The following is a 17,008-nucleotide window of genomic DNA, read 5'->3' on the forward strand; positions in this document are numbered from 1 at the left end:
CCGCCCGGTTGTGGAAAACTCCGCCACCCGCACGGGTGAGGCGACTCAAGAAGCGAGTCGCCTCACCGCACCGACACCACAACACCCAGCAACCCCGGCCCCGTATGCGCCCCGATCACGGCCCCCACCTCACTCACATGCAGGTCCGCCAGCCCCGGCACCCGCCCCCGCACCCGGTCCGCCAGCGCCGACGCACGATCTGCCGCGGCCAGATGGTGCACCGCGATGTCCACCGCCGCACCCCCGGCCCGGTCGGCCACGATCTCCTCCAGCCGGGCGATCGCCTTCGACGCCGTGCGGACCTTCTCCAGGAGTTCGATCCGGCCGCCGTCCAGCTGCAGCAGCGGCTTCACGGCGAGCGCGGACCCGAAGAACGCCTGGGCGGTGCCGATCCGGCCGCCGCGCCGCAGATAGTCGAGGGTGTCCACGTAGAAGAAGGCCGAGGTGCCGGAGGCCCGCTTCTCCGCCGCGGTGACCGCCTCGTCGACCGTGCCGCCCGACCGCGCCACCTCCGCCGCGGCCAGCGCGCAGAAGCCCAGGGCCATCGCGATCATGCCGGTGTCCACCACCCGTACCGGCACCGGCGCCTCGCGGGCCGCGAGGAGAGCCGCGTCGTACGTCCCCGACAACTCGGCCGACAGGTGCAGGGAGACGATGTCCGTGGCGCCCGCCTCGGCGGCCTTGCGGTAGGTCTCGGCGAACAGCTGAGGGCTGGGCCGCGAGGTCGTGACAGGGCGTCGTTTCTGCAGCGCCTGGGCCAGCGAGCGCGTCGAGATCTCGGTGCCCTCCTCCAGCGCGCGGTCGCCGAGGACCACCGTCAGGGGAACCGCTGTGATGCCGTGGCGCTCCATCGTCCGGGGCGGCAGGTAGGCCGTTGAATCGGTGACGATCGCGACATGGCGGGACATGAGCTGGAGGTTACCTGCCGTAGCGTCCGGGCGGCAGCCCGGGCCTCTCCCCTGCCCGGTACATCCGCGAGCATGTCACGCCAGGCCCGCGCGCACCGCACGGGCCGCCGGTCCGGCGCCGCCTGCTCAGGTCGTGCTCTCGGGGCGGGGCTTCTTCTGCCACGGGTAGGTCGGGCGCGGTCCCGGCGGCGTGATGGCGGGCCGCGTCGGCTCCTCGGCCGTGCGCGACTGCGGTGTGTCCGTCCAGGTCTGCTGCGTGCCGGGGGCGTCGGCGGGCGGGGCCTCGGGCCACGGCGGCGGAGGGGTCGCGGAGTCCTTGCGCGCGGAGTCCGTCGCGGGGGAGGGCGTGGCCGTCGGGTCCGTCGTCGTCCAGTGCCGCAGCGCCCCGCTCTCCACGTCGATCTGCGCGCTCAGCGCGTCCAGGTCGTCGTCGGCGAAGCGGCCGGCGCGGTCCCGGGCGGCCCAGCGCAGCGACTCCGCCGAGTGTGTGATGCGCTCGGTGCGGTCGCGCAGCTCGGGCAGCCGCCCGGTCAGCGTCGCGCGGTCCGGCTCGGACTCCAGGCGCCTGAACTCGGCGTCCAGTTCGTGTCCGTGGGCGCTGAGGCGCTGGAACAGGCCGAGCGCCTCCTTGAGGGACTCGTCCTCGGCGGCGCCCGCCTGGAGCGTGTCCTGCGTGGCCCGCATCGACGTACGCAGCTTCAGCCGGAGCTGGGCGATCTCACCGACGGGGCCGGGCTGGGTGAAGGACTTGGCCCGGAGTGTGTGGTCCTCGACGGTGCGCCGGGCCTGCGTGAGGGTGCGGTCCACACCGCGTCTGGCCGCGCCGACCACCTTGACCGTGGCGTACGCGCCCAGGCCCAGGAAGAGCACGAAGAGCAGGGCGAACACCATGATCACTGCTTCCACGACGCTCCTCCTCCGAACCGGCCGCGGCACACGCCGCGCTCCTCTTCAACGGTAAACGCAACGGGCAGGCCCGGAGTTCCGGAGGAACCCCGAACCTGCCCGCACAGCACCCCGAACCGTCCCGTAGGGGACGCCCGGCAGCAGGAGCCGCATCGCCCCCCGGACATCAGCCCGCAAGGAACGCAGCCCCCACCCGGAAGGCACCCCGCACCCGCGAGGGACCGCACACCCGGAAGGCACCGCAGGTCCCCGCAAGCAAGCCGCCGCAGGTCCCCGCAAGCCACCGCAGGTCCCCGCAAGGCACCGCCCTTACGCCGGAACGATGTTCACCAGCTTCGGCGCCCGCACGATCACCTTGCGGATCCCGGCCCCGCCCAGCGCCGCGACCACCTTGTCGTCGGCCAGCGCGACCTTCTCCAGCTCCTCGTCGGAGATCGACGGCGGCACCTCCAGCCGCGCCTTGACCTTGCCCTTGACCTGCACCACACAGGTCACGGTCTCGTCCACGACGTAGGCGGGGTCGGCCACGGGGAAGTCCACATGGACCACCGAGCCGGTGTGCCCCAGCCGACGCCACAGCTCCTCGGCGATGTGCGGTGCCAGCGGCGCGACCATCAGGACCAGCGCCTCGGCGACCTGCCGGGACACCGCGCCGCCCGCCTTGGTCAGCGTGTTGTTCAGCTCGGTGACCTTGGCGATCGCGGTGTTGAACCGCATGCCCTCCAGGTCGCCGCGGACACCGTCGACGGCCTTGTGCAGGGCGCGCAGCGTGTCCTCGTCGGGCTCCGTGTCCACCACGGTCACGTCGCCGCTGTCCTCGTCGACGATGTTGCGCCACAGCCGCTGCAGCAGCCGGTACTGGCCCACCACCGCACGCGTGTCCCACGGCCGCGACACGTCCAGCGGGCCCATGGCCATCTCGTACAGCCGCAGTGTGTCGGCGCCGTACTCGGCGCAGATCTCGTCCGGAGTGACGGCGTTCTTCAGGGACTTGCCCATCTTGCCCAGCAGCCGGGTGACCTGCTCGCCCTCGTACCAGTACGCGCCGTCGCGCTCCTCCACCTCGGCGGCCGGCACCGCGATGCCGCGGCCGTCCCGGTAGACGTAGGCCTGGATCATGCCCTGGTTGAACAGCCGGTGGAACGGCTCGGCGGACGAGACGTGGCCCAGGTCGTACAGCACCTTGGACCAGAAGCGGGCGTACAGCAGGTGCAGCACGGCGTGCTCTGCGCCGCCCACGTACAGGTCGACGCCACCGTGCGGCTGGCCCTCGCGCGGGCCCATCCAGTACTGCTCGATCTCGGGGTCGACCAGCCGCTCGCTGTTGTGCGGGTCCAGGTAGCGCAGCTCGTACCAGCAGGAACCGGCCCAGTTGGGCATGGTGTTGGTCTCGCGGCGGTACTTCTTCGGACCGTCGCCCAGGTCCAGGGTGACGTTGACCCAGTCCTCGTTGCGCGACAGCGGCGTCTCGGGCTGGGTGTCGGCGTCGTCCGGGTCGAAGGTGCGCGGCGAGTAGTCCTCGACCTCCGGCAGCTCCAGCGGCAGCATCGACTCGGGCAGGGCGTGCGCGATGCCCTCCTCGTCGTAGACGATGGGGAAGGGCTCGCCCCAGTAGCGCTGGCGGCTGAACAGCCAGTCGCGCAGCCGGAAGTTGACGGTGCCCTCGCCGATGCCCTCGCGCTCCAGCCACTCGGTGATGCGCGCCTTGGCGTCGACGACTCCCAGCCCGTCCAGGGAGACGTGCGCGCCGGACGAGTTGACGATCTTCGCGTCGTACGAGGCGAAGGCGTCCTCCCACGTCGAGGCGTCGGTCCCGCGGTCGTCGGAGGGCTCGACGACGCATCGCATCGGCAGCTCGAAGGCGCGGGCGAAGGCGAAGTCGCGGCTGTCGTGCGCCGGGACGGCCATGATCGCGCCGGTGCCGTAGCCCATCAGCACGTAGTCGGCGATGAAGACCGGGACGCGCTCGCCGTTGACCGGGTTGGTCGCGAAGGCGCCCGTGAAGACGCCGGTCTTGTCCTTGGCCTCGGCCTGCCGCTCGACGTCGGACTTGGAGGCGGCCTGCGCCCGGTAGGCGGCGACCGCCTCGGCCGGGGTCCGGTGGCCGCCGGTCCACATCTGGTGGGTGCCCTCGGGCCACTGGTCCGGGGTGAACTTCTCGACCAGCGGGTGCTCGGGCGCCAGCACCATGTAGGTCGCGCCGAACAGGGTGTCCTGACGCGTGGTGAAGACCGTGATGTGCTCGCCGTCGATCGGGAAGTCGACGCGGGCGCCCTCGGAGCGGCCGATCCAGTTGCGCTGCTGCAGCTTGATGGCCTCGGGCCAGTCCAGCGCCTCCAGGTCGTCCAGCAGCCGGTCGGCGTAGGCGGTGATCCGCATGTTCCACTGGCGCAGCTTGGCCTTGAAGACCGGGAAGTTGCCGCGCTCGGAGCGGCCGTCGGCGGTCACTTCCTCGTTGGCCAGCACGGTGCCCAGGCCGGGGCACCAGTTGACCGGCGCGTCCGAGGCGTACGCCAGGCGGTACTCGCCCAGCACGTCGGCGCGCTCGCCGGCGCTCAGCTCGTTCCAGGAGCGCCCGCCGGGCAGCGCGCGCTCACCGCTCTCGAACTGCGCGACCAGCTCCGCGATCGGGCGGGCCTTGTCCGCCTCGTCGTCGTACCACGAGTTGAAGATCTGCAGGAAGATCCACTGGGTCCACTTGTAGTAGTCCGGGTCGATCGTGGCGAACGACCGGCGCTTGTCGTGGCCCAGGCCCAGCCGGCGCAGCTGGACCTTCATGTTCTCCATGTTGGCCTCGGTGGACACCCGCGGGTGCGTGCCGGTCTGCACGGCGTACTGCTCGGCCGGCAGGCCGAAGGCGTCGAAGCCCAGGGTGTGCAGCACGTTGTGGCCGGTCATGCGCTGGAAGCGCGCGAAGACGTCGGTGGCGATGTAGCCCAGGGGGTGGCCGACGTGCAGGCCCGCACCCGAGGGGTACGGGAACATGTCCATGATGAACTTCTTGGGTCGCGCGACGACCTCGGGGTCGCCCGCCAGGTCACCCTTGGGGTTCGGCGCGGCGTAGGTGCCCTCGGCGTCCCAGAAGTCCTGCCAGCGTGCCTCGATCTCGGCTGCCATGGCGGCCGTGTAGCGGTGCGGCGCGGCATCCGCCGGCATGCCAGTGGCGGCTGCGGGGTTCGTCTCGCTCATGATCCTCAAAGCTCCATCGATCGTCTCTGCCAGCGGCTGTGATTCCTCGGAAACGAAAAATCCCCTCACACAGGAGGGGACGCCGCGCCGACTCCGGCCACTCGACTCACCCGGTGGCCGGGACTGATCAGCGCGGCCCGCTAAGCAGAAGGCGTACGGCACGCATGGCGTCAGGGTACCGCAGCCGCCGACCTGGCCGCGACGGAGTTGAACGCCGGTCAAAAATTACTCCGCGTAACGGCCACTAAGGGGCAGAACTGCAAGTGCATTGTCGTTTGATAACAACGCAATAACTCAAACCTCGTACCGATCGGTTTGGGCGCGACTTAGAGTGCGGCGCGGGACCGCTTTCCCGAATCCGCTCGGAGTTGCCCCCATGAACCCTCGACGTAGTACCAGCTCGCTCCCCCAGCCGGGCCGATCGGCCTATGGGGTGGCGACCGCTGTCGCCCTTGTGCTCATACCCGTGGCCGTGCTGGTCGGAGGTGATCAGTTCCGCCAGTTCCTGGACTTCGGCGCGGGCGTCCTGACCCTCGTGACCCTCACCGGCTCGGTGCTGTGGGGCCTCTTCGCCCAGGACCGGATCCTGCTCAACGCGCGTCAGCGCATCCTCGGACAGGCGGTGCACCGGACGTTGGCGGTCGCCTCGATCGCGTTCCTGCTGCTGCACATCACGACCAAGCTCGCCCTCGATCACGTCGGCTTCCTCGCCGTGATCATCCCGTTCTCACTCGGTGTCACCGGCAGTGCCGGGCTGCTCGGCCTCGGCTCCGCGGCCGGCCTGTTGATGATCTTCGTCGGCATCACCGGAGCCCTGCGCGGCGCCTTCGCCTCCCCGGCGCCGGTCGCCTCGCGCTGGCGGGCGATGCACAACCTGGCCTACCCGGCCTGGTGCGCGGCCCTGGTCCACGGGCTGTTCGCGGGCCGCGAGGCGAAGCCGGTCTTCGTGATCCTCTACGGCCTGTCCCTGGTCGCCGTGATGGCCGCCCTCGCCCTGCGCTCGGCACCCCGCTCGGTCAAGCGCCAGATCGCCGACCGGCTGGGCGACCTCCTCGGCGAGCGGCGACTGCCGGGCCGCGAGGAACTGGACGCGAGCCGCGCGCGGGCGGCCGGCGAGTCCGCCCTGCCGGGCTACGAGAACGCCCTGCCCGGTTACGAGAGGCAGCGCGCGACCGGCGGCGCGACCCCGTCGTACGCCCCGTTCGAGGCCTCCGCCCGCCCGTCCGCCGCGGAGACCACCGGTGGTTTCGCGGCCGCCTACCGGGCCGTCGGCAACACCCCGCGACCCCAGCAGTCGTTCGCCGACCGGACCGCCCGCATGGAGGTCCCGGACCAGCTGCCCACGGAGGCCTTCCCGCGCCTGGAGAGCCCCTCCGGCTCGTGGCCGATCCCGTCCCCGCCGCCGGTCGGAGAGGCGCCCCCGTCGGCCTACGACCCGCTACAGGACACGGGATACAACATCCCGACCTACGACAATTCGGGCGCGGCAGGCTACGGATCGAGTGACGTGTACGACACCGGTGAGATGAACGCGGCCTTCGGCACGTATTACCCGGACGACACGTACAACAACAGCGGTCCCGCCACTGAAACACTGCCCGGTGCGTCCTACGACTTCGACGCACCGGGTTCGGGCGAACCTTGGAACACGCCTTCCGGAGGCTTTAAGTGAACGAGGCCCTGCCCGACGTCCCAGAAGTCCGCGTGGTCGGACTTCCTCAGCTCACGTCGGGCTTCGACCTTGTGGAACGACTCGATCTGCCCATGCACCTCAAGGTGCACGGGCCGCTCGAACCGCTGGGCGGCGAGCAGCTCGCGCAGCTCGCCGAGCGCATCAACCTCAGGGGCCGCGGCGGCGCGGGCTTCCCCTTCCACAAGAAGCTGCGCTCGGTCGCCGAAACGGCGATCAAGCGCGGCGTCCGGCCGGTCGTCGTCGTCAACGGCAGCGAGGACGAACCGGCCTGCCGCAAGGACACCGTGCTGATCAACCGCGCTCCGCACCTGATCCTGGACGGTGCCCTGCTGTGCGCCGAGGCGATGGGTGCCCGCACGCTCGTGGTGGGGGTCACCCGTGAGTCCACGCAGCGCTCCATGGAGGCCGCGCTCGCCGAACGCGGCCTCAGCAACGGCCGCCGGTCGGCGCTGCGCGTCCGCGTGCAGCGCAACCCGGTCCGCATGGTCACCGGTGCCGCCGCCTCCCTGATCCGCTCGATCGACGGCGGCCCGGCGATCCCGCCCGGCCGCAAGATCAGCGCCTCGCAGAGCGGCGTCGGCGGCGCGCCCACCCTGCTCTCCAACGCCGAGACGTTCGCCCAGCTGGCGATCGCCGCCCGCATCGGCCCGGAGCGCTACGGCAACACCGGCCTGTATGACGAGCCGGGCACCGTCATGCTGACGGTCTCCGGCGCCGTCGCCCGCCCCATGGTCATCGAGGTGCCCACAGGAGTGCCCCTCCGTTACGTCCTCCAGCTCGCCGGCGCCCCGCCGGTCCCGCAGGGCGTGCTGACCGGCGGCTACCACGGCAAGTGGATCGACGCGGCGACGGTCAACGAGGCGATCGTCTCCCGCAACTCGCTGGACGCGGTGGGCGGTTCGCTGGGCGCCGGCGCGATCCTGCCGATCACGCAGGAGACCTGCCCGCTGGGCGAGTCCCTGCGGGTCGCCCAGTGGCTGGCGGAGGAGAGCGCGGGCCAGTGCGGCCCCTGCTACCTCGGTCTGCCCGCCGCCGCGCGCGGCCTGGAGGACATCCTCAACGGCGGCGGCCCCGCGGCTCTGGAGGCGGTCAAGCAGGTCGCCAAGAACGTCAAGCGACGCGGCGCCTGCTCCCATCCCGACGGCTCCGCGATGTTCCTCGAATCCACCGTCAAGGCCTTCACGGACGACCTGGCGGCCCATGTCCTCGGCAACGGCTGCGGACGGCCCGTGCAGGGCGTGCTGCCCCTCTTCGAGGGCGGCCAGACCCCGACGGGCATCCCGGGGGGCGGGGGCGGCGAGAACGGCCCCAGCCGCCAGAAGATCTTCGTCGACTGGACGCTGTGCCGGGGGCACGGCCTGTGCGCCGACATCCTCCCGGAGGTCTTCGAACTCGGCGCCGACGGCTTCCCGACCGTCGCCCAGGCCCAGGTGCCGCGCCGCGCCGAGGAGAAGGCGCTGCGCGCGGTCCGCCGCTGTCCGGCCCTCGCCCTGCGCATCGAGGAGCAGGCGGAGCGGGCACCGGCCCGCAACAACCTCCCGGTCCTCTCCCAGGGCCGGGGCCGCCGCGCCCTCGGCCGCTGACGTACGGACGACGGGCCGCCTGACATCAGGCGGCCCAACTCCCTTTGCCGCCTTCTCTCCTGCGTCCTCGGGGAAAGAAGAAATCCCACCCGGTCGTCTCGACCAGGTGGGATCCATGTGTGGAGCTAAGGAGAATTGAACTCCTGACCTCCTGCATGCCATGCAGGCGCTCTACCAACTGAGCTATAGCCCCTTGCGTTGTTCCGGCGGGTCTCCCCGGCGGCGACGCCAACATTACACGGTCGACCGGGCACTCCACCAAATCGTTTCCCGTCTGCGCCGATACAACCGATACGACCGATATCGTCGGCCCTCGTGTCCGTGATCACGTCCACCGCAGTCCACCGCCGGACGCCCGTCGCCCTGGGTGCCTGCCTGCTGTCCTTCGTGGCCTTCTGGGCGGCCCAGCGGGCCGCGCACGTCTCGATGATCGACCTGATGGTGTACCGGGCCGAGGGCGCGGCCGTGCTCGCAGGCGGCGACCTGTACGGCCTGCGCGCGACCGCCGCCCAACTGCCCGCCACCTACCCGCCCTTCGCCGCCCTGCTGTTCACCCCGCTGACGCTTCTCGACACGGGCTCCCTGCGCACGCCGGCCACCGCCGGGAACCTCGCCCTGCTCGTGGCGTTCGTGCACCTCTCCCTGCGGCTCGTGGGGCACGCGCGCGTGGAGACCGTCTGGTGGGCCTCGGCGGTGGCGGTGTGGTGCGAGCCGGTCTGGACGACCCTGCGCTACGGCCAGGTCAACCTGCTGCTCGCGGTGCTCGTCCTGTGGGACCTCACCCGGCGGCCGGGCGACCGCTGGGCGGGCGTCGGCATCGGTGTCGCGGCCGCAGTGAAACTGACGCCGGCGCTCTTCGCGGTCCTCCTGCTCGCCACCGCCGTCGTGGCGCACCGGGGCCACCGCGCAGGCCCCTGGCTGCGGCACGGCGGGCGCGCCGTCGGCAGCTTCCTGTCGGCGACCCTCCTCGCGGCGGCGCTCCTGCCACGCGACTCCTGGCGGTTCTGGACCGACGTGGTGTTCCGGGCGGACCGTGCCGGGCACGCCGAGGAGACCGCCAACCAGGCCCTGCGCGGCGTTGCGGCCCGGCTGCTGCACACTCCCGACCCGGGGGCCCCGTGGGCCGTCGTGGCGGCTCTCGTGGCCGTGGCCGGGCTGGCGGTGGCGGTGCGGGCGGAGTTGCGCGGCGAGCGGGCCTGGGCGGTGGTCTGCTGCGGCGTGACGGCGCTGCTCGTCAGCCCGGTGTCGTGGTCGCACCACTGGGTCTGGTGCGTGCCGCTGGTCCTGCTCCTCGCGGCCCGTGACCGCCGCGCGGCCGCCGCGGCCACGCTCCTGGTCTTCTGCTCGTACGCCCTGTGGTGGGTGCCGCACACCCCCGGCCGGCCCGAACTGCAGCAGAACCCGGGCGAGTTCGCCCTGTCGGGCCTCTACGCCGCCACCGGCTGCCTGGTTCTGGTGATCGCCGCCGCCACCACCCGAAAGGGTCAGGCCGTCACGAAGGAGTAGAACCGCTTGAGCGTGCAGTGCTCCTCGAGGAGCCGTCCGTAGATCGGCTCACCCTCCAGTTCGCGGTAGGTCTCGATCGGGTCGCCTTTTATGATCAGCGCCCGTGCGCATTCCTCGCACCAGTACTGGTAGTCGGAATTCACCGGTTCCATGTCGCGGACGATCGGTGTACCGCTGCCACACCAGTCGCACTTCCGCCTGTGTGCACCCATCGATCAGCTCCAGCTGTGGCCGCAGGCCGTGCACACGTAGGAGATCCCGCCGTTGTCGCCGAGGACCTGGGCGACATGCGCGGAGCCGCAGGAAGGGCAGCTGAGCCGGGTGGTCGTGTCCCGTATCAACGCCGCTTCGCCAAGGAGGTGGCCGACCTCCCCGAGGATGCTCGCAGGCATCGCTACTCCCTCCCGTCGGGCCGCGCCCCCTTCCGGCCGTTTGATTCTGCCACGGCCGGACCAATACGGTCAGCGACGCCTGGGTACCAGTCCGGCCACGGGCGGCCCGGGTCGCCTCCACAGAGGTATACGCCTGCCGGGCCGGTCCTGCTCAAACGCCTGAAGACGAAAAATCCCGCCCCCCGAAGGGGACGGGATTCGTCCGTGGAGCTAAGGAGAATTGAACTCCTGACCTCCTGCATGCCATGCAGGCGCTCTACCAACTGAGCTATAGCCCCTGGCCCCCACGCGGCTCGGCCGCATGGTGTTTCGCCCCGCTCGGCGGGGCGAACAAGAAGAACTTTAGCCTGCGACCTGCCGGAAAGTGAAATCCGGATGCCCGCCGCGTCCGCACCCGCTCAGTCGTCGTCGCCGAGGACGGGCTCCGGGAGCGTGCCGGCGTTGTGCTCCAGCAGCCGCCAGCCGCGGGCACCCTCGCCGAGGACGGACCAGCAGCAGTTGGAGAGGCCGCCGAGGCTCTCCCAGTGGTGGGGCTCCAGGCCGAGCAGCCGGCCGATGGTCGTGCGGATCGTGCCGCCGTGGCTGACGACCACCAGGGTGCCGTCGTCGGGCAGCTTCTCGGCGTGCCCGACCACGACGGGGGCGGCGCGGTCGGCCACCTCGGACTCCAGCTCGCCGCCGCCGCGGCGCACCGCCTCACCGCGCTTCCACGCGGCGTACTCCTCGCCGTGGCGGGAGATGATCTCGTCGTGCGTCAGGCCCTGCCAGACGCCCGCGTAGGTCTCGCGCAGCGCCTCGTCGCGGTGGACCTCCAGGCCGGTGAGCGTGGCCAGCTCGGCGGCCGTGTGCGTGGCGCGCACGAGGTCGGAGGCGATGATCGCGTCCGGCTTGAGGGAGGCGAGCAGGCGGGCGGCGCGGCGGGCCTGGGCGACGCCGGCCTCGGTGAGCTCGACGTCCGTGGAGCCCTGGAAGCGGCGCTCCACGTTCCAGGAGGTCTGGCCGTGCCGCCACAGGATGATCCGGCGGCCTCTGCCGGGCCGCCCGGCGCCGACCTCACCGGTGGTGCTCACCGCCAGTCACCGTCCGTCTCGGCGGCCTCCTCGGCGGCCTTCAGCCGGGCGTGCTCGGCGGCCTTGCCCCGGGTGGCCTCGGCGTCGGAGGGCAGCTCCAGCTCGGGGCAGTCCTTCCACAGCCGCTCCAGGGCGTAGAAGACGCGCTCCTCGCTGTGCTGCACGTGCACGACGATGTCGACGTAGTCGAGCAGGATCCAGCGGGAGTCCCGGTCACCCTCGCGGCGCACCGGCTTGGCGCCCAGCTCCTTCTGGAGCCGCTCCTCGATCTCGTCCACGATCGACTTGACCTGGCGGTCGTTGGGCGCGGACGCGAGCAGGAAGGCGTCCGTGATCGACAGCACGTCGCTCACGTCGTAGGCGATGACGTCGTGCGCGAGCTTGTCGGCGGCCGCCTGGGCGGCGGTGTTGATGAGATCGAGGGAACGGTCTGTCGCGGTCACTGCATGGCTTTCCGTCGGCGGTCACTTGACCTCAAGGGTCTCACGGACCACCGACGGCGCCTCACGCATTACCCGGCGGGGGCCGGCTCGTAGTCCTGGCCGAGGACCACGGAGACGTTCGCGTTGGACGAGACCTCACCCTTGGTGACCGCGCTGTCGGGCAGGCCGAGGGTCTTGGCGACCTCGACGGCGTCCTGCTTGTCGGCGGCGTCCGCGTAGGTGACCTCGGACGTGGACCGGGCGGTGCTCGCCGCGCCGGCCTCCAGGAAGGTGAAGCCGCCGTTCAGGAGCACCACGCGGGCCTTCTCCGCGTTGTCCTTCACTCCGGTGGCGTTCTGCACCGAGACCCGGACGGCCGCGCCCTGGTCGGGGCTCTTCGCGGTGCCGCCGAGGACGTCCTTGACGACGTTGTCGCTCGCCTCGGCGCTGAGCGTGCCGTCGCTCTGCACGGGCAGCACGGCGGTCTTGAAGTCGCCGCTCTTGGCGAGGTCGGAGAGCTTGGCGAGGAAGGTGCCGAGGTCCTTGTCGGTGAGCGACGGGTCGAGGATCTGCGCCAGCGTCTGCACGGTGGTCGTGGCGGCCTGGGTGTCGGACGACACCTTGCGCAGCACCCCGTGCATGACCTGCCCGAACCGCTCCAGCTGCGCGTTCGCCGGCTCCCCCGGGGCGCGGTAGGTGGCGTAGGCGACGGCCATCTTGCCGCTGAGGGTCTGGCCCTCGCCCTTGTTGACCAGCGGCGCCTCGCCCTTCTTCTCGGCGGCCGGGTCGGGCACGTCGGCGTCGGTGTCCACCTCGACGTTGCCGACGAGGTCGACGAGGTTCTGCAGGTAGGGGGTGTCCAGGCGCCAGGTGCCCTGGATGGAGGTGCCGAGGACGGTGTCGAGGGCCTCGCGGGTGCCGGAGGACCCGTCGTCCTCGACCGACTTCGCCAGCGTCGTGGTGCCGTCGTCGCCGGACAGGGCGAGCGAGTTGGGCAGCAGGACGGTGGTGCCCTGCTTGGTGGTGGCGTTGTCGACGAGCAGCGCCGTTGCGGTGCCGCCCTTCTTGGTGTCGTGCAGGTGCACGACGATCACGTCGCGCTTCTGCGCCGCGACGGAGGTCGTACCGCCCTTCTTGTCCGCGGGCGCGGACAGGCCGGGCAGCTTCCCGGCGTACCAGAGGTAGCCCACTCCGCCGGCCGCGACCAGGGCCAGCACGACGACCAGGGCGGTCAGGCGGCTGCGGGCGCGGCGCTTGGCCTCCTCGCGGCGCTCGGTGCGGTTCTCGGTGAACGCCAGCCAGTCGATGACGTCCTCGGAGTCCTGGTCGGGCTCCTCGACGAAGGCGAACTGCTCCGTCCGGTAGTCCCGGTCATCGCCGTCGTCGTGACCGGGATACCCGCCCCCGGGGCCGGGGGCGCCCGGCCCCGGGTCCTGGCGCTGTCCGTGGTCGGCCGGCCGGGCCTGCTGCGGGATGTACGCCGTCTGCTCGGCGACGCGCGGCTGCTGCCCGCTGGTGGCGGTCTGCCCGTAGGGGTCGTACCCGTCGTAGGTGTCGTACGGGGTCACGGGCGGCTGCTGGCCGGTGCCGAAGTCGTACGGCGGCACCGGCTGCTGCTGTCCGGTGGCGTACGGGTCGTAGCCGTAGCCCTGCTGCTGCGCGTAGGGGTCGTACTGCTGCGGTGCCTGCCGCTGGGCCGGCACCTGCCGGTAGACGGGCCGGCCGTACTCGTCGTAGCCGACGAGTTCGTACTGCTCGTCCCCGTACCCCGCGTCGTATCGGTCGTTCACCGGTGCCCCTCTCGGCTCACTCGCCGCGGTACAGCTGTCGCTTTGCGATGTAGCGCACGACTCCGTCGGGCACCAGATACCAGACAGGATCGCCCTTGGCGACTCTCGCACGGCAGTCCGTGGAGGAGATGGCGAGGGCGGGAACCTCGACCAACGAGACGCCGCCCTCCGGGAGCCCGGCGTCGGTCAGGACGTGCCCCGGCCGCGTGACCCCGATGAAGTGCGCGAGGGAGAACAGCTCCTCGCTGTCGCGCCAGGTCAGGATCTGGGCGAGGGCGTCCGCGCCGGTGATGAAGAACAGGTCCGTGTCGGGATTGAGGGAGCGCAGGTCACGCAGGGTGTCCACGGTGTACGTGGGGCCCCCGCGGTCGAGGTCGATACGGCTCACCGAGAACTGCGGGTTCTCGGCGGTCGCGATGACCGTCATCAGATAGCGGTCCTCGGCCGGGGAGACACTGCGGTCGGTCTTCTGCCACGGCTGCCCGGTCGGTACGAACACCACCTCGTCGAGGTGGAACTGCGCGGCCACCTCACTGGCCGCGACCAGGTGCCCGTGGTGGATCGGGTCGAACGTCCCGCCCATGACGCCGAGGCGGCGCTTGGCCGGGGTCGACGGGCCGGTAGGCATGTCCTGCTCTCCCATGCGTGCAGACCCTACCGGCCCGGTCCGTGGAGTCAGCGGTCGCGGTTGAAGCGCGTGGTGATCCACAGCAGCAGCAACAGGGCGATGAACGCGCCACCGCCGGTGAGCAAAGGGCTGAGGCTCTCGTGGTTGCCGCCGTGCTCCTCGCCCTCGGCGGCGAGAGTGACCAACTGGGCAGCGGCGCTGTGGAAGCTCATCTTCGGCAGAACCTATCGCGTGTGGGCGGGATAAAGACGGTCGGCTCATCGTAAGCGGGCGCCTCGGCCACGCTCACGCCGACTCCGCCGTCGGGCAACCTTCCCGGGCGCTCAGTCGTCCTTCCGCCTGTAGCCCCGAAGCAGGAACCACCCCGTCAGCACACAGCCGACGACCATCACGATCAGTACGACCCGGAGGAGATTCCCCGCCCCTTGTTCCTGAGCGGCGCTGAACCAGTCGGTCGCGGCGATGTACTGCATGGTGCGGACTCCTTCGTCGTACTGCCCGACCACGGTATCTCCGCCTAGGCTGGAGCTTGCTTCGGGGGCGTACGGCAACACGGCGCACACACCAGGGCACACCGACGCACATGGGGGACCACATGTCCGACGACGGCAGTCAGCAGGGCGGCTTCGAGAAGGTGCCGAGCAGGCAGCGCAGGCGCTTCCCGGACATCTCCTCGCGCGCGTACGAGCACCCGGCGGACCGCTCCGCCCTGGTCGCGCTGCGCAAGCTGAGCGGCTTCGACACGGTCTTCAAGGCGCTCAGCGGCCTGCTGCCCGAGCGGAGTCTGAGGCTGCTGTTCCTGTCGGACTCGGTGCGGGTCTCGGACCGCCAGTTCGCCCATCTCCACGACATGCTGCGGGACGCCTGCTACATCCTGGACCTGAAGAAGGTCCCGCCGATGTACGTCAACCAGGACCCGCTGCCCAACGCGATGTGCATCGGTCTCGACGAGCCGATCATCGTCGTGACCACGGGGCTCGTCGAGCTGCTCGACGAGGAGGAGATGCGGGCGGTCGTCGGCCACGAGGTGGGCCACGCCCTGTCCGGCCACTCCGTGTACCGCACGGTGCTGCTGTTCCTGACCAACCTCGCCCTGCGGGTCGCCTGGATACCGCTCGGCAACGTCGCGGTCATGGCCATCGTGACCGCGCTGCGCGAGTGGTTCCGCAAGTCGGAGCTGTCCGCCGACCGGGCCGGGCTGCTGGTCGGGCAGGACCTCCAGGCGTCGATGCGCGGCCTGATGAAGCTCGCCGGCGGCAACCATCTGCACGAGATGAACGTGGACGCCTTCCTGGAGCAGGCCGATGAGTACGAGGCGGGCGGCGACCTGCGCGACTCCGTGCTGAAGATCCTCAACGTACTGCCCCGCTCCCACCCGTTCGCCACGATCCGCGCGGCCGAGCTGAAGAAGTGGGCGGCCTCCCGCGACTTCCAGCGGATCATGGACGGTCACTACCCCCGGCGCGGCGAGGACAAGGACACCTCGGTCACCGACTCCTTCCGCGAGTCGGCGGCCAGCTACGCCGGGCAGGTGCGCGACAGCAAGGACCCGCTGATGAAGCTGGTCACGGACATCGCGGGCGGCGCCGGCGACCTCGGCAGCAGGGTGCGACGGGGCTTCGGCGGGTTCGCGGGCTCCTCCGGCGCGTCGGGCTCCCCGGGCGCGGGCGGCTCCAACGGCTCCTCGGGGTCCGGCGGGCCGGCCGGCCCCTCGTCGAAGGAACCGCCCCGCGACGAGGACTGACCCCCTCGCGGCCCGCTACGTCCGGGGCTGCGCGCTGTCCGCCAGCGTCCCGCACAGTGCCACGGCCCCCCGGGGCGCGTACGGATCGGTGCCCGCCGGGCCGCCCGCCTCGGCGGTGCGGCCCGCGAGCAGCGGACGCAGGTGGTTGGTGGCGTCGTCGGCGCAGGACAGCGGACCGGCCTGGAGGATCGAGGCGACCACCTCGGCCTGGTGCAGCCGCAGGTCCTCGCGGTCGAAGCGGAAGCGCAGCTCGCGCCGGACGGTGAACAGCGACGCCTCGGCCCCGTCCCCGGCCCCGGCCGGTCGCAGCGCGTACACGAACGTGTGGTCCGTGCTGACTTCGAGGGTGGACGGGTCGGCCTCGGTGGCCTCCAGCGAGCCCCGCACCCGGATCTTGCGGTCGGCGAGCTCGGCCCGGGCCGGGTCGAAGCGCACCAGCCAGCCGAGCGGGGCGTGCCGGCCGTCGGCGGTCGGCAGCGCGAAGCTCTGGTCGAACTGCTCCAGCTGATCCGGGTCGAGCAGCACCCGCACCGGTCTGGTCTGCCCGCCGGTGAGCACGTCGGGATAGAGCGAGGAGCGGACGAGGTAGTCCTTCGCCGTCGTCAGGGCGGTGACGACCTGGGAGTCGGAGAAGTTCGCGGTGCGCCGTGCGGCCGGGAGCGCGATGCCGTCGGCGCCGACGCGGAGCTGGGCGGCGGGACTGTTGGCGTACAACTGTTCGGGATCGGTGGCGCCCGGGACCCTGCCGCGCGGGGAGAGCGGGATGACGGTCATCCGCAGCGGTTCGGCGGGCCGACCGCTCCCCGAGCTCTGGTACGGATGCCGTACGCCCAGGTAGATGGCGGTACCGAAGGCCACCGCGATCAGCAGCACCAGGATCAGGGCCTGTCGGGGCAGGCCCCGGCTCCTCGTCCGGCGCAGGGGCGGGCGGCGGCGCACGGCGGGCGCGTGGTCGCCCACGCGTTCTTGGGCCGAGGACTCCTGGAGGCGGGCAGCGCGGACGAACGACTCGTCGAACACCACGGATCGGTATTCGTCGTCCGCTCCGTTGGAGGCGCCGTCGGGTGTCCCCTCAGGTGGTTCTCCGGGCCCGCCCATATCTTCAGAGTAGGTCTCCGCAAGCCCCGGTAAACGCCGCGCCCCGCGACAACTTCTGACAGGTACTCACCAGGTCTGC

16 protein-coding genes and 2 tRNA genes are annotated in these 17,008 nt (G+C 71.4%); 4 read left to right on the forward strand and 14 right to left on the reverse strand.

The genetic code is table 11. The features are described from left to right. Positions 1-62 precede the first annotated feature (62 nt). From ACIP2X_RS26685 to leuS, 3 genes are all read right to left on the reverse strand, one after another. Positions 63-908, reverse strand: coding sequence for a DegV family protein (locus ACIP2X_RS26685; RefSeq protein ID WP_401677115.1), 846 nt, complete (start codon positions 906-908; stop codon positions 63-65). Between the two features lie 126 nt (positions 909-1,034). After that, complete coding sequence (locus ACIP2X_RS26690; protein ID WP_401677117.1) at positions 1,035-1,814, reverse strand: hypothetical protein; 780 nt, start codon at positions 1,812-1,814, stop codon at positions 1,035-1,037. A 309-nt stretch (positions 1,815-2,123) separates the two neighbouring features. Beyond that, the gene (leuS, locus tag ACIP2X_RS26695) at positions 2,124-5,003 is read right to left on the reverse strand and encodes a leucine--tRNA ligase (protein WP_401677119.1); all 2,880 of its coding nucleotides are present in this window, start codon (positions 5,001-5,003) and stop codon (positions 2,124-2,126) included. 376 nt (positions 5,004-5,379) lie between these two features. On the opposite strand from leuS, the gene ACIP2X_RS26700 reads away from it, so the two are divergent. Together ACIP2X_RS26700 and ACIP2X_RS26705 are read left to right on the forward strand one after the other, a co-directional pair. Continuing rightward, positions 5,380-6,675: a cytochrome b/b6 domain-containing protein gene (locus tag ACIP2X_RS26700; protein ID WP_401677121.1), complete on the forward strand. Its 1,296-nt coding sequence runs from the start codon at positions 5,380-5,382 to the stop codon at positions 6,673-6,675. Then, complete coding sequence (locus ACIP2X_RS26705) at positions 6,672-8,279, forward strand: NADH-ubiquinone oxidoreductase-F iron-sulfur binding region domain-containing protein (RefSeq protein WP_401677123.1); 1,608 nt, start codon at positions 6,672-6,674, stop codon at positions 8,277-8,279. Before ACIP2X_RS26700 ends, ACIP2X_RS26705 begins: the two co-directional genes overlap by 4 nt. 120 nt (positions 8,280-8,399) lie before the next feature. Here the strand turns inward: ACIP2X_RS26705 and ACIP2X_RS26710 are convergent. Beyond that, a tRNA-Ala gene (locus tag ACIP2X_RS26710) sits at positions 8,400-8,472 on the reverse strand. A gap of 122 nt (positions 8,473-8,594) precedes the next feature. Between ACIP2X_RS26710 and ACIP2X_RS26715 the strand changes: the two genes are divergently transcribed. Further along, a complete protein-coding gene (locus ACIP2X_RS26715) occupies positions 8,595-9,785 on the forward strand; it encodes a glycosyltransferase 87 family protein (protein ID WP_401677125.1) in 1,191 nt (396 codons plus the stop codon). Here the strand turns inward: ACIP2X_RS26715 and ACIP2X_RS26720 are convergent. The 9 genes from ACIP2X_RS26720 to ACIP2X_RS26760 all read right to left on the reverse strand — a co-directional run bounded on the left by ACIP2X_RS26720 (position 9,764) and on the right by ACIP2X_RS26760 (position 14,560). Then, positions 9,764-9,997: a hypothetical protein gene (locus ACIP2X_RS26720; RefSeq protein ID WP_356572862.1), complete on the reverse strand. Its 234-nt coding sequence runs from the start codon at positions 9,995-9,997 to the stop codon at positions 9,764-9,766. The genes ACIP2X_RS26715 and ACIP2X_RS26720 overlap by 22 nt on opposite strands. Before the next feature lie 3 nt (positions 9,998-10,000). Continuing rightward, positions 10,001-10,177 carry a hypothetical protein gene (locus ACIP2X_RS26725; protein WP_189698385.1) on the reverse strand — a complete coding sequence of 59 codons (177 nt, stop codon included), beginning with the start codon at positions 10,175-10,177 and terminating at the stop codon, positions 10,001-10,003. 205 nt (positions 10,178-10,382) lie between these two features. Beyond that, positions 10,383-10,455: transfer RNA gene (locus ACIP2X_RS26730), tRNA-Ala, on the reverse strand. Between the two features lie 120 nt (positions 10,456-10,575). Then, positions 10,576-11,253, reverse strand: a complete 678-nt coding sequence (locus tag ACIP2X_RS26735; RefSeq protein WP_401677255.1) for a histidine phosphatase family protein — start codon at positions 11,251-11,253, stop codon at positions 10,576-10,578. Beyond that, a complete protein-coding gene (gene rsfS, locus ACIP2X_RS26740; RefSeq protein ID WP_401677128.1) occupies positions 11,244-11,690 on the reverse strand; it encodes a ribosome silencing factor in 447 nt (148 codons plus the stop codon). Before rsfS ends, ACIP2X_RS26735 begins: the two co-directional genes overlap by 10 nt. Positions 11,691-11,758: 68 nt before the next feature. Then, positions 11,759-13,459, reverse strand: a complete 1,701-nt coding sequence (locus ACIP2X_RS26745; RefSeq protein WP_401677130.1) for a LytR C-terminal domain-containing protein — start codon at positions 13,457-13,459, stop codon at positions 11,759-11,761. A gap of 16 nt (positions 13,460-13,475) precedes the next feature. Continuing rightward, positions 13,476-14,102 carry a nicotinate-nucleotide adenylyltransferase gene (gene nadD, locus ACIP2X_RS26750; RefSeq protein ID WP_401677132.1) on the reverse strand — a complete coding sequence of 209 codons (627 nt, stop codon included), beginning with the start codon at positions 14,100-14,102 and terminating at the stop codon, positions 13,476-13,478. A 32-nt stretch (positions 14,103-14,134) separates the two neighbouring features. Beyond that, positions 14,135-14,299, reverse strand: coding sequence for a hypothetical protein (locus ACIP2X_RS26755; protein ID WP_401677134.1), 165 nt, complete (start codon positions 14,297-14,299; stop codon positions 14,135-14,137). 111 nt (positions 14,300-14,410) lie between these two features. Then, entirely contained in the window at positions 14,411-14,560 is a 150-nt protein-coding gene (locus ACIP2X_RS26760) for a hypothetical protein (RefSeq protein WP_401677136.1), read from the reverse strand. A gap of 122 nt (positions 14,561-14,682) precedes the next feature. On the opposite strand from ACIP2X_RS26760, the gene ACIP2X_RS26765 reads away from it, so the two are divergent. Further along, positions 14,683-15,831 carry a M48 family metallopeptidase gene (locus ACIP2X_RS26765; RefSeq protein ID WP_401677257.1) on the forward strand — a complete coding sequence of 383 codons (1,149 nt, stop codon included), beginning with the start codon at positions 14,683-14,685 and terminating at the stop codon, positions 15,829-15,831. A 15-nt stretch (positions 15,832-15,846) separates the two neighbouring features. Here the strand turns inward: ACIP2X_RS26765 and ACIP2X_RS26770 are convergent, their stop codons facing one another. Beyond that, positions 15,847-16,929 carry a hypothetical protein gene (locus tag ACIP2X_RS26770; protein ID WP_401677138.1) on the reverse strand — a complete coding sequence of 361 codons (1,083 nt, stop codon included), beginning with the start codon at positions 16,927-16,929 and terminating at the stop codon, positions 15,847-15,849. Positions 16,930-17,008 lie beyond the last annotated feature (79 nt).

It is taken from the genome of Streptomyces sp. NPDC089424, from assembly GCF_044749345.1.
Taxonomy (GTDB): domain Bacteria; phylum Actinomycetota; class Actinomycetes; order Streptomycetales; family Streptomycetaceae; genus Streptomyces.

Excerpts from the sequence above, each read along its gene's own strand:
- ACIP2X_RS26685 (WP_401677115.1), bottom strand. The coding sequence starts at position 908 with ATGTCCCGCCATGTCGCGATCGTCACCGATTCAACGGCCTACCTGCCG.
- leuS (WP_401677119.1), bottom strand. The coding sequence starts at position 5,003 with ATGAGCGAGACGAACCCCGCAGCCGCCACTGGCATGCCGGCGGATGCC.
- ACIP2X_RS26700 (WP_401677121.1), top strand. The coding sequence starts at position 5,380 with ATGAACCCTCGACGTAGTACCAGCTCGCTCCCCCAGCCGGGCCGATCG.
- ACIP2X_RS26720 (WP_356572862.1), bottom strand. The coding sequence starts at position 9,997 with ATGGGTGCACACAGGCGGAAGTGCGACTGGTGTGGCAGCGGTACACCG.
- ACIP2X_RS26725 (WP_189698385.1), bottom strand. The coding sequence starts at position 10,177 with ATGCCTGCGAGCATCCTCGGGGAGGTCGGCCACCTCCTTGGCGAAGCG.
- nadD (WP_401677132.1), bottom strand. The coding sequence starts at position 14,102 with ATGGGAGAGCAGGACATGCCTACCGGCCCGTCGACCCCGGCCAAGCGC.
- ACIP2X_RS26755 (WP_401677134.1), bottom strand. The coding sequence starts at position 14,299 with ATGAGCTTCCACAGCGCCGCTGCCCAGTTGGTCACTCTCGCCGCCGAG.
- ACIP2X_RS26760 (WP_401677136.1), bottom strand. The coding sequence starts at position 14,560 with ATGCAGTACATCGCCGCGACCGACTGGTTCAGCGCCGCTCAGGAACAA.
- ACIP2X_RS26765 (WP_401677257.1), top strand. The coding sequence starts at position 14,683 with ATGTCCGACGACGGCAGTCAGCAGGGCGGCTTCGAGAAGGTGCCGAGC.
- ACIP2X_RS26770 (WP_401677138.1), bottom strand. The coding sequence starts at position 16,929 with ATGGGCGGGCCCGGAGAACCACCTGAGGGGACACCCGACGGCGCCTCC.